The organism is Streptomyces albus subsp. chlorinus, from assembly GCF_013302895.1.
Taxonomy (GTDB): Bacteria; Actinomycetota; Actinomycetes; order Streptomycetales; family Streptomycetaceae; genus Streptomyces; species Streptomyces chlorinus.
The window spans coordinates 7,057,378-7,072,449 of record NZ_VJOK01000001.1 but is presented as its reverse complement, the minus strand read 5'-3'; the positions used below and the strand labels follow the sequence as shown (position 1 = coordinate 7,072,449).

Below are 15,072 nucleotides of genomic sequence, written 5' to 3'. Positions count from 1 at the left end.
GATACGGCGACCGGCGGCCGGGGACGGGGCCCGGCGGGCCACCCGCCGTCCCGGCCGCCGGTCACGAACGGCGGCGGGGCTTGCCGCTCCGGCCGCCCCTGGGGCCGCCCGACCCGCCCCGCGGGCCCTTGCCGGGCTGCCGGCCGGAGGCGGGCTTGCGGCGCGGGCCGGGCTTCTCCTGGCGCTTCTTCCGCGGCGGCTGCTGTTGCGGCTCGGGTGCCTTGCGGCCACGGGTGCTGTTGACGGTACGGCCGCGGACGATGCCGATGAAGTCCTCCACCATGTCGGTGGTCCGCTCCTCCGGCCACGCCAGCGCCACCTGGGAGACGGGGGCGTCCGGGACGGGCCGGTAGGTGAGGTCCCTGCGGTGGTGGAGACGGGCCAGCGACTGGGGGACGACGAGGACCCCGATCCCGGCGGCCACCAGTTCGACCGCGTCGGCCGTCGTCGCCGGACGCTCCTTGGCGGGCCGCCCCGGCCGGTGCTCCCAGTCGAGCACCTCGTCGAGAGGGTGCAGCACGATCTCGTCGGCCAGCTCCTCGGTGGTCACCTCGTCCGCCGCGGTGACGAGGTGGTCCTTGGGAACGACGACCACCGTCGTCTCGGTGTAGAGGGGGATCGCGCTGAAGTACGTACGGTCGACAGGCAACCGCAGGAAACCCGCGTCCGCGCCACCGTCCCGCAGCACGTCGGGGGCCTCGGCAGCGGCGGCGGAGACGAGGTGCAGCGGGATGTCCGGCAGCCGTTCGCCCCAGATCCGCACCCATTTCGTGGGGGTCACACCGGGGACGTACGCGAGCCGGAACGAGGGGGTGGGCGAGGGGGAGGTGTCCGAGCCTGTCACTTCGCCAGGCTACCGGGCGCGGTCAAAGGCACCGCGCACGCTCGATACCCTGGTCCCATGACGTCGCACAAGACCACCCAGACCATGAAGCCCGCGACCGCGGCGAAGAAGCTGGGTGTGTACCTCGAAGCCACCCCCGCCGAGTTCCAGGAGGGCGTGGTCTCGCGCGACGAGCTGAACGCGCTCCAGGCCGACCCGCCCCAGTGGCTGGCCGACCTGCGCCGCAACGGCCCGCACCCCCGTCCGGTGGTCGCCGCGAAGCTGGGCGTCTCCATCTCTGGTCTCGCCCGCGGCGGTGTGACCGAGGCCCTCACCACCGAGCAGATCGAGGCGCTCAAGGCGGAGAACCCCGAGTGGCTCCAGAAGGAGCGCGCCACGCAGGCCGAGGTGCGCAAGGAGGCGGCACGCATCAAGGCGAAGAACGCCGAGCGCGACGACCGGTCAGGCGCGCCCCGCCGCTGACTCCTCACCGCCGGCCCCTCGCCCCGCCTCCTGACCCGTCGCCGGGGCGTCGGCCCACGGCCGTGCCGGGTCCGGCGGCGGGCTGAGGAGGCTGGAGTGCGCGCCCAGCGGGTGGCACCCCGTTGAGCGGTCGGTTCCGCGGTACGGGACCGGAAACGGACCGACGGGACCGGAAACGGACCGACGGGACCGGAAGCGGACCGTACCGGAACGGACGTGACCGCTGTCCCGTGGCCCAGGCCCTCCTGCCCGGTCGGCCGGAGTCCGTCCGGCTCAGCCCGTGCTCGTCCTGCTCAGCCCGGCTCGTCCTGCTCAGCCCGGCTCGTCCAGCGCAGCAGGTCCTCGGCCGGCAGGGCGTTGACGACCTCGTCCGCCCCCACCCCGCACTCGGCCGCCCGAACGCAACCGCCCGTCTGCCAGTCGAGCTGGCCCGGTGCGTGGGCGTCGGTGTCGACGGCGAAGCGCGCCCCCGCCTCCCGGGCCCGCCGTATCAGGCGCCGCGGTGGGTCGCTGCGCTCCGGACGGCAGTTGATCTCCACGGCCGTCCCCGACTCCGCGCAGGCGGCGAAGACCTCCGCGGCGTCGAACTCCGACTCCGGCCGCCGCCTGCCCGACAGCAGCCGCCCGGTGCAGTGCCCCAGCACGTCCACCAGCGGGTTGTTGACGGCGCGGACCATGCGGTGCGTCATCCGGTCCCCGGGCATCCGCAGTTCGGAGTGCACCGAGGCCACCACGACATCGAGCCGGGCCAGCAGTTCCTCGTCCTGGTCGAGCGTGCCGTCCTCCAGGATGTCGCACTCGATACCCGTCAGCAGCCGGAACGGCGCCAGCCGCTCGCTCACCTCCGCCACCACGTCCAGTTGCGCGCGCAGCCGGTCGGCGGACAGGCCCTTGGCGATCGTCAGCCGTGGCGAGTGGTCGGTGAGCACCGCCCACTCGTGCCCGAGCGTGCGGGCCGCCGCGGCCATCTCCTCGATGGAGCTGCCGCCGTCGGACCAGTCCGAGTGCAGGTGGCAGTCGCCGCGCAGCGCCGCCCGCAGCTCCCGTGCCGCCTCGGGCACGGGGGCCTCGCCGTCCGCCTCCGCCTCCAGCCGCGCCAGATAGCGGGGCACCTCGCCGTCGAGCGCTTCCCGTACGACCTGCGCGGTCCTGGGGCCCACGCCCTTCAGCGCCTCCAGCGAGCCGGACCGGGCCCGTTCCTCGGTCTCGCCCGCCGGGAGCCCGGCCAGCACCCCCGCGGCCGTACGGAAGGCCCGCACCCGGTACGTCGGTGCCTGGGCGCGCTCCAGCAGGAACGCGATCCGCTCCAACGCGGCCCTCGGTTCCACCCCGTGCCCCTCTCCTCACCGGCCCGGTCCGGACGCTCCTCCCTCCACGGTGGCCCGGTCCGGGCGCCCTCGCCTGTCGGTGGCGGGGCCCGAGACGTTTCTCAGCGAGGGTGTCATGACCGTCCCCAGGATGAGGGGCCTCGCCCCGCCCTTCACCATGAAGACGGTCAGGCCGCGCCAGGGCGGCCCGCCTGGTGACGCTCGGTCCCGCCGATGCCGGAAAAGGGTGAAGCGTGTGAGTGAGGAGTATCCGCCGCAGCCGTGGCACCTGCGGGGAGAGATGTTCGCGGCGCTGTGGCAGCTCCCCGTCTCCGGGCTGCCCGACTGGCACCTGCCGCCGGGCGTCCGGCTGTCGCGGTGGCGGAACCGGTGCGCCGTGGTGACGTTCTGGGTGGACTACCGGCGCGGCGGCACGCTCGCCTACCGAGAGCTGCTCGTCGCGGTCGCCGTCCGGGACCGCCGGGGACCGGCCGGCTGCGCGGTCGAGGCATGGGTGGACGACGCCCGCTCGGCGGCGGGCGGCCGGGCGCTGTGGGGGATTCCCAAACAGCTCGCCCGTTTCTCGTTCGCCACCGGGCTCCCGACCGGACGCGGCGGCCGGACGCACGCGTACACCGGGCTGGTGTCCGCACCGGGCCGGGAGGACGCCAGGGTGGGCGCCGTCCAGCTCGATGTACTGTCCCTGCCGGGCAGGGTGCGGCTGCGGTCGCGGCTGCTCCAGCCGCACCTGGGCGGGGTGTGCGAGGTTCCTATGCGGCTGCGCGCCACGGCGTCCCTGGCCCGGGCCCGGCTCTCCGCCCCGCCGGACGGCCCGCTCGGCTACCTCGCCGGACGCCGCCCGCTGGCCGCCGTCTCGCTGCACGGCTTCACCGCGACCGTGGGGTCCCCGCCGCCCGACGGGCGCCGCGCCCGGCGTGGTTGACGCCTTGGGCCGCGCGTAGGAGATGTCTACCGCGCGGCTCCGGCCCGGCTCTTGTGCGTACCTACGAAGACCCGGCCCCGACCTGCGGTCGCTTTCATGTCTTCCACTCCTAGCTGAGTCGTCCCGGTTGGCTGTGTACTCCTCACACACACCGCGACGAAGCGAGGCGCGGTGCCACGAAGCACGTGAGAGGTCCCGCGGATCTCCTCCCGACCCGCCCCCTCTCGCCGAGCTGAGGAGAAAGCTGTGACGGATACGTCGTCCGGTCGGCGACCGGAGGCCGCCCGGGCCGGTCCCGGGCTCCCGGTGGTCGCGGAACGCGGCGACCGCGACGCGGTGCCGGCCGGTGCGGGGAGGGGCAGCGCCGCTCTTCGGGAGCGCCCCGACTCCCCGTTCCCCAGCGCGGCACCCACCGGCCTCACGACCCCGGCGGTCGTGAGCGCCATGGCATTCGTGAACGCCATGGCCGTCGTGAACGCCATGGCCGTCGTGTCCACCATCCGCAACGCGACGGGTTTGCACCTGACCCGCCCCCGGTCACTCCCGAGCACCTTTGCGGCGTCCGAGCGTGATGCTCCCCCGGCGGGCCGGCATCCGGAATGCGCAGGCGAAACATCCCCCCGTCTTCCCGAGAAGGAGTGACCATGACCACCACCCAAGAAGCGAGTGTCCAGGGATCCGAGCGCGCCTGGATGGAAGAGGCGATCAGCCTGGCCACCGCCAGTGTGGCGAACGGCGGCGGCCCGTTCGGCGCGCTGGTCGCCAAGGGCAGCCGGATCGTCGCGCTCGGGAACAACCAGGTCACCTCGACCCTGGATCCGTCGGCACACGCCGAGGTGAGCGCGATGCGCGCCGCCTGCAAGGAACTGGGCGTCTTCTCGCTCGAAGGCTGCGTCCTGGTCACTTCGTGCGAGCCGTGTCCGATGTGCCTCTCCGCCGCGCTGTGGGCCCGGGTCGACCGGGTCGTCTACTCCGCCGACCGGCACGATGCCGCGGTGGCCGGTTTCGACGACCGCAAGTTCTACGACCTCTTCGAGAAGAAGCCCGCCTCGATGTGGCCGATGCGGGTCGAGCAGCTGGACCTGCCGAACCGCACCGCGCCGTTCGACGCGTGGCTGGCCAAGTCCGACCGCGTCGACTACTGACGAGCGCGTCCGCCGTGGGGCTCCGGCGGGGCCGGCCCCACGGCACGCCGCTCGCGGGAGCAACACACCTCTGATGGGCGGGCGGTACACCCCGGGGGCGGTACACCCCGGGGGCGGTGCGTTCTGTCACCTTCGGTCACCCCGCGCCACCTCACCGACGGCGCCGGGGGGGGCGCCGTCCAGCGCTCGCCCACGGGGCTGAGCAGATCTACGCTGGGAGTACCTGCTCGGGACGGTAGGTGCTGCCATGACAGACATAGTGATAACTGTCCTCGTCGTGCTGGCCGTAGTGGCGGCCATAGGGGCCCTGTCGGCGGTCCGCGTCATCAAGCAGTACGAGCGCGGCGTCGTACTGCGGCTGGGGCGGCTGCACCGGGACATCCGAGGACCCGGACTGACGCTGATCGTTCCGTTCGTCGACCGGCTGCGCAAAGTGAACATGCAGATCGTCACCATGCCTGTCCCCGCCCAGGAGGGCATCACACGGGACAACGTGACGGTACGCGTCGACGCGGTCGTGTACTTCAAGGTGGTGGAACCGGCCGACGCGGTCATCCGGGTCGAGAACTACCAGTTCGCCGTCTCCCAGATGGCGCAGACCTCGTTGCGGTCGATCATCGGGAAGAGCGATCTGGACGATCTCCTCTCCAACCGGGAGAAGCTCAACCAGGGCCTGGAGCTGATGATCGATAGCCCCGCCGTGGACTGGGGCGTGCAGATCGACCGGGTGGAGATCAAGGACGTGTCGCTGCCCGACACCATGAAGCGGTCCATGGCCCGCCAGGCGGAGGCGCACCGCGAGCGCCGGGCCCGCGTCATCAACGCCGACGCGGAACTCCAGGCGTCCAAGCGGCTGGCCGAGGCCGCGGAACAGATGTCGGTGCAGCCCTCGGCCCTCCAGCTGAGGCTGCTCCAGACCATCACGGCGGTCGCCGCCGAGAAGAACTCGACCCTCGTCCTCCCCTTCCCCGTCGAGCTGCTGCGCTTCCTGGAGCGCGCGCAGCAGCCCGAGGCCGAAGAGGCCGCCTCCTCCGCGCCGGGCACGGCCAGGGGCCGCGGAACGCCGGTGGGCGCCGGGGCGGGCCGAAAGGGCACGGGCGATCGGAGCGAGCGGCGCGGGGCGGAGGAGGACGCGGGGGAGGACATCGCCCTCACGTTCCGGCCCACCGCGCAGGGCTCGCCCACCGGGGCGATGCCCGAACCCGCCGCTCCCTTCTCCGGTCCCCTGCCGCCCGACCCGGCAGCGCCGTTGCGGGACCCGGCCATGGTGCTGCCGGAACTCCAGGTGACCGGTCTTCCCACGGCGGAGGACGTCGCCGCCGACCGTCCTCGGGAACGGGAACGCGGACGGGCGGAGCGTCGGGAGGGGCGCCGCGAGGACCGGACCGAGGAGGAGCGCGCCCACTCCGGCCACGGCCGTCGCCACCGCTCCCGCGGGACGTGACAGCCAGGACGTGACGGCCGGCCGACGCCGCGACCGGCCGGGGCGGTGACGAGGAGCCGGCGCCTCCGTGGTCACCGCGACCGGCCGGCACGGCGCCCGAGAAGCCAACGCCCCCGTGGCACGGAGTCGGCCCCGTGGCACCGAGTCGGCATCCCGCGGTCCGCCGCTTCGCGTGCCCGCACGCGGTCCCGTCGCCGTCAGGACGGCGGGCGGTGGTCGTGCGCTCCGCCGTGACGGCGGACCAGCAGATCCCCCAGGGCGGTGCGCCGGTGCAGCACCGCCCGGCCGGCCCGCGTCGTGCTGATCAGCCCTCCGCCGCGCAGCGCGGCGGTATGGGCCGAGGCGGTGGCGTTGCTGATGCGGAGGCGACGGGCGACGCCGCTCGTGGTGTGCTCCTCGGCGAGCAGGAGCAGGATCGCGAGGCGGGTCCGGCCGAGCAGGCGGGCCAGCGCGTCGTGGGGGCCGCCGTCCGGGTCCGGTGCGAGCGGCAGGCCCGGGCCGGCCGGATAGGTCACACGCAGGGGTCCGTCGGGCAGGTCGGCGACGAGGGGATGACCGGTCCAGTGGAAGGTGGGGTGGAGGACCAGACCGCGGCCGGACAGCGTCCAGTCCGACTCCCGGGGCGCCCGCACCTCCCACGTGTGCCCGCGCAGGCGGCTGCCCGGCACGAGGGCGGTGAGTGCCGCGGCGGTGCCCTCCTCCGCCGAGGTCAGCGCGTAGCGGGTGAACTCCGATTGGTGCAGGTCCTGTATCAGGGCCCAGTGCGGGCGCACGGCGGTCTCGAACGCGGCCAGTTGCGCGCGGCGCAGCACCTGCCAGGCCTCCTCCTCGTCCCGGTACAGCGCACGGACCCACAACGGCGCCGGGCCGGGGTGGCGGGCGTAGACCCGCTCGATCTCGGAGCGGAGCAGGTCGGGCGGGACATCGCGCGGGCTGTCCAGCCCCTCCGCCAGCTCGCTGTCGAACACGTCCATGAACCGGGGGGCCTCCCCGGCGGGCACGAGATCCGCGAGCGGCTTCGCCGCGGTCGGCAGGGACCGGCGAAGCCGCGCCCGCCAACGGCCGAAGAGGAGTCCGTCGTCGGGGCGGATCATCCGCAGCAGGGCCACGTTCAGCTCTTGCAGGGGAGCCGGCCGTGGTGCGAACCGGACCCGCGCGAAATCGGTGGCCGTGAAATGAACGCGTATCACCGGTCTCCCCCGCTCACCGGTCTCCCCCGCTCACTGGTCTCTCCCCGCCCACTGGTCTCTCCCCTCACCGGTCTCTTCCGCGCTGTCTCGCCATCGTTTCGTCCTGGGCCTCAACGATGGCCGTGCTCCCGGGTGGAGGAACAGCATGCACACCATGATTCCTTCGCGCTGGTCTTCCTCGTCCCGGCCCCCGTCGCCGCCTGCCTCGTCGTCCTCTGCCTCGTCGCCGCCTGCCGCGCCGTCACCTGTGTCCGGTTCCGCCGGTGCTCCGGGGGCGAGCCGTCGGACGTTCGTCCTCACCTCGGCACTCGCCACCGGGTCGCTGCTGGCGGGAGGCGCGGGCACGGCACGCGCCCAGGCGCGGGCCCGGGCAGGGTCCGCGGGCGATGTCACCGTACGGCTTCCCGCTCCCACCGGTCCGCACCGCGTCGGTACGGTCACGCTGTACCTGGTCGACCGTTCCCGGCCCGACCCTTGGGACGACGCGATCCCGGTACGGGAGCTGGTGGTCACGGTGCACTACCCGGCGCGTTCCGTCCGCGGCTGCCCGGTCGTACCGCAGATGACGCCCGGCGCCGCGGCGCTGTTCCAGCAGATCGACGTCCACATCCACGGTCTGCCCCGCTCCGGCGTGGACTGGTCCGCCACCCTCACGCACGCGCACGGCGGGGCGCCCGCGCAGCCCGTCCGGCGCCCGGTGCTCCTCCACAGTCCCGGCGGCGGCGACCCCCGCACCCTGGGCACCGCTCTCGCCGAGGAGTTGGCGAGCCACGGCTATGTCGTGGTGAGCCTCGACCATCCCGGCGACGCGAGCGAGGTGGAGTTCCCCAACACCACGGCGTACCGCGACCGCCCCTACCGCACGACGGTGTTCCGGGACGACCCGCGCAAGGAACCGCGGGTGGCCCGGACCATGATCGAGACCAGGATCGCCGACCTGCGCTTCGTCCTCGACCGGCTGGCCGGCCTGGCGGCCGGGCGCAACCCCGACGCGCTGGGACGCCCGCTGCCTGAGCACCTCGGACGTGCCCTGGACCTGCGGCGGGTGGGCTGCTACGGGCACTCGGCCGGAGGCACCGCGGTGGCCGAGGCGCTGTACGAGGACCGCCGTTTCGCGGCGGCGGTCAACCTGGAGGGCTACCTCAGCCATCCCCCGGAGGGCCCGGGTCAGGAAGGAGAGCTGTACCCGGTCGCCCGGTACGGGGTGGACAGGCCGCTGTTCCTGCTGGGGACGGACGGCTTCATCGGCCAGGAAGCGGCCAGGAAGGAGCTGGAGGCCTCCTGGTCGGCCATGCCGGCCCACCCCCGCGGCCGTATTCGCCGACGGCGGATCGACGGTGCCACGCACTGGGTGTTCACCGACTACGCCGCCCTGGCGCCCCAGTTGGAGACGGCGGGGCTCATGACGGCCGACGCGCGGCACGCCCTGGTCGGCTCCCTGCCCCCGGCGGTTTCGGTGCCCGTGGTCCGGCGCCACGTCCGTTCCTTCTTCGACCGCCATCTGAGGCGCTAGCCCCATCGGCGTCCCGGCTGGACGGTCACCCGTCCAGCCGGGACGTTCACAGGGCTTCGCGGAGCCGTCCGCGTGTGCGTCCCGCTCGGTACGCCGCCCGGAAAAATGAGTGGCAGGCGTCCCGTCGCGGCCGTTAGCTTCTGCCTGTCGCCAGCTTCCTTCTGTCGTCTTCGACCGTTTCCGGGCTCTGCCCCAGAGAGGGTGTTTTATGCACCGGCCCGCGCCGAGCGCGCCTCGCCGCACCGCGTAACGGCATACGCGTACCGCCGCCGGCGTCTTGTGACGGTCGGCGGCGGCCGGACGCCGTACCGGTGCCCAGCCCTGCCCGCGCCGCCCGGCCTCTGTCCAAGGGGCGGTGGCGTGCGTGCCGTTGGCCTCTTCCGGGGTCCGCTCGGCCGACTCCTGCTGTCATCGAAGACCTCTCAGCAAGGAGCCCCGGGTGTCCAGCACCGACAACGCTCGCCCGAGCGATCACCACAACTCCCTCAAGCTCGACACGTTCGCCTGTGTGTGGTGCGGCCTGACCGTCAACGCGGTGGCCGCCGACGGCCGGCGGCGCAACCACTGCCCGTCGTGCCTGCACTCCCAGCACACCCTCGACCATGCCGACGGCGGCCCCAGCCAGTGCCGTTCCCGGATGACGCCGATCTCCATCGCCGTGCTGCGGGACGGCGCGTGGCGGGTCATCCACCGGTGTGTGCGCTGCGACCAGCTCACCTCGAACCCGGTGTGCGCGGACGACAACCAGCTGATCCTCATGCGCATGGCGGTCCGCCCGCTGGCGCAGCCGCCGTTCCCGCTCGAAGCATTCGGTGACCTGTGACCGGCGGCGGAGGGAAAGGAGACCGCCGTGCCACGGCGTAAGAGACTCTCCGGGCGTGCCCCCGGGCGGCGCGCACAGCGGCACAAGGACGTACTCCGCGGACCCGGCGGGCACCGGTCCGACGGCTTCCGGTGCGTCGGCTGCCGGCTCGACGTGTCCGTGGCCGCCCCCGGAACCGCACACCGCAACCACTGCCCGAACTGCCTGGCCAGTCTGCATGTGGACCGGCGCGTCCCGGGCGACCGCGACGCGTCGTGCCGGGGGCGGATGGAGGCGCTGAGCATGTCGGTACGGCCGGACGGCGAATGGATGCTCGTCCACCAGTGTCTGGCCTGCGGCGCGTTGAGCGTCAACCGCATCGCCGGGGACGACAACGCGCTGGCCCTGGTACGGCTGGCGCTGCGACCGCTGCGCGACACACGCGCCGCGAGCAGCGCCCTGCTCACCCTGTGAGGGCGTGACCACTCCCCAGCACCGGTGAGAGCCCGAGGGCCGCCGCCGACCGCGTCCACGACTCGATCGCGCGCCCCGGTCGCGGCGGCCCTCGGAAGCGCGGGCTCTTCTCCCGGACGCGTACGATGCCCGGCTGCACCTTGACGAGGGTCAGGCCCCACAGACCCACGGTGCCATCGCGGCGGCCGGACAGGTCCGGGAGCTGTGCCTGTCAGCGGTTCAGTTCGCGGTGGACGGCGCGGGCCGCGGCCTCCACCGTCCGGATGCCGTCGCCCATCGTCCTGTTGTCCTGGGAGAGGATCGCGATCCCGTAGTCGTGGCCGCCCCCGGTGAAGGCGCCGATGCTGTTGACGCGCCAGCCGTGCGTGGCGCGGGAGAGCCAGCCGTTCTTCACGTGCACGGTGGCGTCCTTCGGGGCGCCGGCGGGGGTGCCCCAGCGCTGGCTCGCGACGACCTTGTGCATCAGCCGCAGCTCGTACGCGCGGGACCCGGCGTTCAACACCCGGTTGTCGGAGGTCAGAAGCTTGAGCAGCTTGGCCTGGTCCCCTGCCGTGACCTGGGTGAGGCCCCAGTAACCCCGCCGGCCCGGCTCGGTGTGCTTCATGCCGGCCAGGTCGAGGAAGTGCCGCACGCCGCCGCGCCCCACCTCGCGCCACAGCGTGCTGGTGGAGTCGTTGTCCGACTTGGTGATCATGGCGGTGGCGAGCTTCTTCTCCCGCGGGCTGAGCTTGCGGTGGTCCTCCTCCGCCTGCCGCAGCAGCGCAGCGAGAAGGGTGGCCTTCACCACGCTCGCCGAGTCGTACGCGGTGCCCGCGCGGTACGAGCACGAAGTGCCGGAGGAGCGGTCGTACAGCGCGACCGCCGCCTTGCCTCGGTGCGCGCGCAGCGCGTCGGCGACCTTCCGGGACAGCCGCTGCGCCAGGTCGCCGTCGTCGGACGAGCAGCTGACCTCGGAGCCGCCGACCCGGGCGTGCGCGGTGCCGCCGTCGGGGCTCTTCGCCGCTGCCGGCGTCCCGGCGACCGTGCCCGCCGCCACGACCGCGGTGGCCAGGCCGAGCACGAGCCGTCCGCCGCGCCGCCGCACCGGTCCGCCCGGCCGGGGCGTACCGCCCGGTATGCCGGATTCCGCGCCGTTGGAGCCGCGGTACGCGCGCTCCTCCGTCGCTCCTGTGCTCTTCCTCATGCGGGTCTCCCCGTTCGGTGCGTGGCTGTGGTCGTCAGGGCGTGCTGGGCGTGGGGGAAAGGGATACCGGGTCGGTCGTCGGACCGGTGCCGCGCGGGAAGACGGGCGCCGCCACGCCATGCCCCGCGGCTCCCGGCGTCCGGGCGCACCCCCCGCATGCTGTCCGTGGCCGGCCGGGACCGACGCGTACACACCGGTCCTCCGGCCGTCGCGCGAGCCTACGCGAGGAAAAGCCGCACCGGGGTGGCCCGGATCACATCTCCCGCCTGGAGAGAGAATCTTCACGGCAGGCTGCCCGGTCCCGATGACGGCGCAGCGCGGACCGCGCACATGCGGTGAGCGACTTCCCGGCTCGACCAGTTCGACATGCCCGACCGGCTCGACTGGTTCGACCGGCTCGACCGGCTCGGTCCTGACCAAGGTTGGGGTGCGCGCCCGGGACGCGGTCGGTAGTGCTCTCCCCCGTTCCGGGGCGGGGGAGGCGGGAAAGCGGGGCGGGGCTGCCGAACAGCCCGGGCCCCCGGGAGGAGGGGCGGAGGGGGCGTGCTCGTGGCTCAGCGGTCCCGCTTCACACGGGCGAACCAGCGGGCCGGACCACGGCGCGGGCGACGGGGGCGGCGCGGGTTCCGCCGGGCAGAGCGCCGGCCCGCCGCATCCCCCTCACCCGTCCCACCGGCGAGGCCGGATCCCCGCCCCCCGTGGCCGTCCGGTGACAGGGTGGGGGCCTTGCGGTCCGACTGGGCCCGGATCTCCACGCGGGATTCGTGGGCCGTGATCCGGAAGGCCTCCTCGTACGAGGCCAGGGCCGCGCTCATGGCACCGCCCGCCAGGCCCCGGCGGCGGACGTGGGAGGCCAGCCAGGCGAAGAAGCCCAGGACCGCGGCGAGGACAACGGCGGTGAGCAGGAACGGTACGAGCGCGCCCATGGCCGTGAGCCTACGGCAACGGTGTGGCGCCCAGGGGTCGTCGTGCGCGCTGGGACGCTGGGATGTACGTCTGCTCACCGGCCCGCATCCGGCGTCCCGCCTTGGACGCGACTTCCGAAGGGCTACCGCGCTGCGGCATCCGACGGGATGCGGCGCGGTCCGGGCGAGTACTGCCGCGAGTACCGCCGGCGGGCGGCTCTCCGGCGGCGTGGCAGGGTCGGCCCATGCCCTTCGACCACAACGACCACTATCACCGTATGCTGTTGCGCCAGGTGCCGCCGGGCTGCGGGACGGCGCTGGACGTGGGCTGCGGCACCGGCCGCTTCGCCCGGCGTCTCGCCGGCCGGGGTATCGAGGTCGACGCGATCGACCCGTCCGCGAAGATCATCGCCGAGGCCCGCGCGCTGTCGGGACAGACGGGCGACGGAGCGCCACCACCCGGATCTCCGCGCTACCGGCAGGCGGACGTCACCGCGGTCGGACTCCCCCACGCGCGGTACGACTTCATCTCCTGCCTGGCCAGCCTCCACCACGTGCCCTTCGACACGGTCACCTCCCTGCGTGACGCGCTCGCCCCGGGTGGGGTGCTGGTGGTTCTCGGTTGCTATCGGGAGCAGGGGCTGCGCGACCTGGTGTGGTCTCTGGCCGCCTCGCCCGTCAACGCCGCCGCGAGGCTCGCCGTCGCCGCGGCCGAGAGGGTCCGCCCGCACGCGGCAGCCGGACGGGGAGCGAGCGAACCTCCGGTGGCACAGCCGGTCATGTCGCTGCGGGAGATCCACCGGGAGGCTCCGGTACTGCTGCCGGGGTGCACCATCCGCAGGCTGCTGTTCTGGCGCTACCTGCTTGTCTTCCGCGACCCAGGATGAGACAGAACAGGCCGTCGTCCGCCCCACACCCGTTCCCCCTCCGGTGGCCGGCCGCGGGCGAGTCGGCTCGACGCGGGGCCGGAGAACCAGTGAGCCAGTGGACAGGTAGGCAGGTGCGGACAAGGTGGGCCGGTTTCCGGCGACCGTGCCGAGGTCCGCTGTCGGTGCGCGGCGGGATACCGCGCGCGATCCGCGTGAATACTCGACATCGGGAGCGTTTCCCCTCCCGCACCCTCACGACAGGAGCGATGCCATGGCCTCCTCCCCCGCCCGGCCGAACAGTCCCGGCAGTCACCTTCTTCCCTCACCCGTACAGGAGTTGATGTACGGTCACCTCCACGCGTCGGCGCTGCGGGCCGCCGTCGTCCACGGCATACCGGATCTCCTGGCCGACGGTCCGCGCACCGTGGAGGAGCTGGCCGAGCGCTCCGGTACCCGGACCGGCCCTCTGCACCGCGTCCTGCGACTGCTCGCCGCACGGGGGCTGTTCCAGGAGAAGAACGGCACCTTCGCCCTGGCGGACGCCGGAAGGAGCCTGTGCACCGACGCACCCGGCTCCCAGCGCGCCGCCGTGCTGCTCTTCACCGACGAGATGTTCCACCGGGCCGCAACGAACATCCCCGGAACTCTCCGTACGGCCGAGCCCGGCTTCGAGGCGGCCCACGGCCGGCCGTTCTTCGCGTACCTGGCCGCCACACCCGACAAGCACCGCCTCTTCGACGCCGCGATGACCTCCCGGGCAGGCGCCGCCGACGAGGACATCGCGGCCAGTTACCCGTTTCCCTCCAGCGGCACGGTCGTGGACGTCGGCGGCGGGCAGGGCGGTCTCCTCCGCGCGGTCCTCACCCGCTTCCCCGAGCTGCGGGGCACCCTCTACGACCGGCCCGGCACGGTCGCCGGCCACCTGCTCGACACCGAGGAACTGCGCGGCCGCTGGAGCGTGCAAGGCGGCGACTTCTTCACCTCCGTGCCCGGGGGCGGAGATCTGTATCTGCTCAAGAACGTCCTCCACGACTGGTCCGACGAGGACTGCCTGCGCATCCTCGGCACGGTCCGCGAAGCCGTGCGGCCCGGCACCCGGCTGCTCGTCGTCGAGGCCGTGCTGCCCGACGACGGAACCCCGCACCCCGCTCTCGAACTGGACATCGTCATGCTGATGTTGCTGGAGGGACGCGAGCGCACCGCCGCCGAGTTCGACAGCCTGCTCGGCCGCTCCGGCTTCCGGCTCGACCGCGTCCTGCCGGCCCCGGCGGCGTCCTCGCTCATCGAAGCCGAAGCGGTCTGACCCCGGCAGAGCCGGAGCGGTCCGGCCCGGCAGGGCACGTGCGCTTCGGCAGGAGCGGACCGGTGACATCATGGCCGGGGCCGGGCCCCCTCCCGCCACGTCCGGACGAACCGCTCGTGGACAGGCACCGGGACCGGGGCCTGAACCGGAACCGGGACGTCAGGCAGCATTGGCGACGGGTCCGGTGCCGATGCCGGAGCCCGGTCCGGACCGGTGCCGGGCGGGGCGCCTTCGCCGCGGTGAGTTCCTTGCGGACGGTGCGGTGGTGCTCCGGGGTCCACATGTTCCAGCGCCGGACCGTGCGGTCGGACGGGCGGCCCAGGGCATGGAGTTGGAGGTGGAGGGCTGCGGCGTCCCGGCCGGCTCCGAGGGCCGTCGCGACCTCCGCCACCAGGTCGGGGACGCTGAAGAGCGGGTTGGTCTCGTACTGGCCGGGCGGTACCGGGGTGGTCGCCGACCGGTCCGCCAGCCGCCGGAGCCCGGCGAGCAGGCCGGCCGGCGCGTCCCCGAGGTGGTCGATCAGCGTACGGGCACCGGCCGCGGCCGGGTCACCGACCGGGCGCTCGGTGAGGGCCCAGACCACAGCGGCCGCGGCGGCCCGCACCCCGTCGGCGTCCAGGTGCTCCGGGGCACGGCCGGTGAGCAGCGCGGCGGCCCACGCCTCGGGCAGGCCGTGCTCGGCGGCGAG

General features: G+C 73.7%; 15 protein-coding genes. 9 read left to right on the top strand and 6 right to left on the bottom strand.

The window, feature by feature from the left end; all coding sequences use genetic code 11:
• Positions 1–61: 61 nt before the first annotated feature.
• Complete coding sequence (locus tag FM076_RS30660; RefSeq protein ID WP_173874084.1) at positions 62–844, bottom strand: LysR substrate-binding domain-containing protein; 783 nt, start codon at positions 842–844, stop codon at positions 62–64.
• Between the two features lie 57 nt (positions 845–901).
• Here FM076_RS30660 and FM076_RS30655 point away from each other — a divergent pair, with 57 nt between their 5' ends.
• Positions 902–1,306 (top strand): DUF5997 family protein, encoded by a 405-nt coding sequence (locus FM076_RS30655; protein WP_173874083.1) that lies wholly within the window; start codon positions 902–904, stop codon positions 1,304–1,306.
• Positions 1,307–1,599: 293 nt separating this feature from the next.
• Here FM076_RS30655 and FM076_RS30650 read toward each other — a convergent pair whose 3' ends face one another.
• Positions 1,600–2,634, bottom strand: coding sequence for a PHP domain-containing protein (locus FM076_RS30650; RefSeq protein WP_173874082.1), 1,035 nt, complete (start codon positions 2,632–2,634; stop codon positions 1,600–1,602).
• A 235-nt stretch (positions 2,635–2,869) separates the two neighbouring features.
• Here FM076_RS30650 and FM076_RS30645 point away from each other — a divergent pair, with 235 nt between their 5' ends.
• The 3 genes from FM076_RS30645 (at position 2,870) to FM076_RS30635 (ending at position 6,145) form a co-directional block, all read left to right on the top strand.
• Complete coding sequence (locus FM076_RS30645; RefSeq protein ID WP_173874081.1) at positions 2,870–3,556, top strand: acetoacetate decarboxylase family protein; 687 nt, start codon at positions 2,870–2,872, stop codon at positions 3,554–3,556.
• A gap of 644 nt (positions 3,557–4,200) precedes the next feature.
• Positions 4,201–4,701: a nucleoside deaminase gene (locus FM076_RS30640; RefSeq protein WP_173874080.1), complete on the top strand. Its 501-nt coding sequence runs from the start codon at positions 4,201–4,203 to the stop codon at positions 4,699–4,701.
• A gap of 247 nt (positions 4,702–4,948) precedes the next feature.
• Positions 4,949–6,145: a slipin family protein gene (locus FM076_RS30635; protein ID WP_173874079.1), complete on the top strand. Its 1,197-nt coding sequence runs from the start codon at positions 4,949–4,951 to the stop codon at positions 6,143–6,145.
• Between the two features lie 197 nt (positions 6,146–6,342).
• On the opposite strand, the gene FM076_RS30630 is transcribed toward FM076_RS30635, so the two are convergent.
• Complete coding sequence (locus tag FM076_RS30630) at positions 6,343–7,335, bottom strand: helix-turn-helix domain-containing protein (protein WP_173874078.1); 993 nt, start codon at positions 7,333–7,335, stop codon at positions 6,343–6,345.
• A gap of 247 nt (positions 7,336–7,582) precedes the next feature.
• On the opposite strand from FM076_RS30630, the gene FM076_RS30625 reads away from it, so the two are divergent.
• From FM076_RS30625 to FM076_RS30615, 3 genes are all read left to right on the top strand, one after another.
• A complete protein-coding gene (locus tag FM076_RS30625; RefSeq protein WP_345945345.1) occupies positions 7,583–8,848 on the top strand; it encodes an alpha/beta hydrolase in 1,266 nt (421 codons plus the stop codon).
• Positions 8,849–9,287: 439 nt separating this feature from the next.
• Complete coding sequence (locus FM076_RS30620) at positions 9,288–9,671, top strand: RNHCP domain-containing protein (RefSeq protein WP_173874076.1); 384 nt, start codon at positions 9,288–9,290, stop codon at positions 9,669–9,671.
• Positions 9,672–9,698: 27 nt separating this feature from the next.
• On the top strand, positions 9,699–10,124 hold the full coding sequence (locus tag FM076_RS30615) for an RNHCP domain-containing protein (protein WP_173874075.1): 426 nt from the start codon (positions 9,699–9,701) through the stop codon (positions 10,122–10,124).
• 211 nt (positions 10,125–10,335) lie between these two features.
• Here FM076_RS30615 and FM076_RS30610 read toward each other — a convergent pair whose 3' ends face one another.
• Both FM076_RS30610 and FM076_RS34385 read right to left on the bottom strand, forming a co-directional pair.
• Positions 10,336–11,307 carry a serine hydrolase gene (locus FM076_RS30610; protein ID WP_173874074.1) on the bottom strand — a complete coding sequence of 324 codons (972 nt, stop codon included), beginning with the start codon at positions 11,305–11,307 and terminating at the stop codon, positions 10,336–10,338.
• A gap of 554 nt (positions 11,308–11,861) precedes the next feature.
• Positions 11,862–12,233, bottom strand: coding sequence for a hypothetical protein (locus FM076_RS34385; protein WP_243274686.1), 372 nt, complete (start codon positions 12,231–12,233; stop codon positions 11,862–11,864).
• A gap of 224 nt (positions 12,234–12,457) precedes the next feature.
• On the opposite strand from FM076_RS34385, the gene FM076_RS30600 reads away from it, so the two are divergent.
• Positions 12,458–13,099 carry a class I SAM-dependent methyltransferase gene (locus FM076_RS30600; protein ID WP_173874073.1) on the top strand — a complete coding sequence of 214 codons (642 nt, stop codon included), beginning with the start codon at positions 12,458–12,460 and terminating at the stop codon, positions 13,097–13,099.
• 253 nt (positions 13,100–13,352) lie between these two features.
• Positions 13,353–14,384, top strand: coding sequence for a methyltransferase (locus FM076_RS30595; protein ID WP_173874072.1), 1,032 nt, complete (start codon positions 13,353–13,355; stop codon positions 14,382–14,384).
• On the opposite strand, the gene FM076_RS30590 is transcribed toward FM076_RS30595, so the two are convergent.
• Positions 14,362–15,072 (bottom strand): hypothetical protein (locus FM076_RS30590; protein ID WP_173874071.1); only part of this gene is annotated, 711 nt, incomplete at its 5' end. The genes FM076_RS30595 and FM076_RS30590 overlap by 23 nt on opposite strands.

Bases quoted from the DNA above. Each gene is read 5' to 3' on its own strand.
- FM076_RS30655 (WP_173874083.1), top strand. From the start codon at position 902: ATGACGTCGCACAAGACCACCCAGACCATGAAGCCCGCGACCGCGGCG.
- FM076_RS34385 (WP_243274686.1), bottom strand. From the start codon at position 12,233: ATGGGCGCGCTCGTACCGTTCCTGCTCACCGCCGTTGTCCTCGCCGCG.
- FM076_RS30635 (WP_173874079.1), top strand. From the start codon at position 4,949: ATGACAGACATAGTGATAACTGTCCTCGTCGTGCTGGCCGTAGTGGCG.
- FM076_RS30595 (WP_173874072.1), top strand. From the start codon at position 13,353: ATGGCCTCCTCCCCCGCCCGGCCGAACAGTCCCGGCAGTCACCTTCTT.
- FM076_RS30640 (WP_173874080.1), top strand. From the start codon at position 4,201: ATGACCACCACCCAAGAAGCGAGTGTCCAGGGATCCGAGCGCGCCTGG.
- FM076_RS30610 (WP_173874074.1), bottom strand. From the start codon at position 11,307: ATGAGGAAGAGCACAGGAGCGACGGAGGAGCGCGCGTACCGCGGCTCC.
- FM076_RS30600 (WP_173874073.1), top strand. From the start codon at position 12,458: ATGCCCTTCGACCACAACGACCACTATCACCGTATGCTGTTGCGCCAG.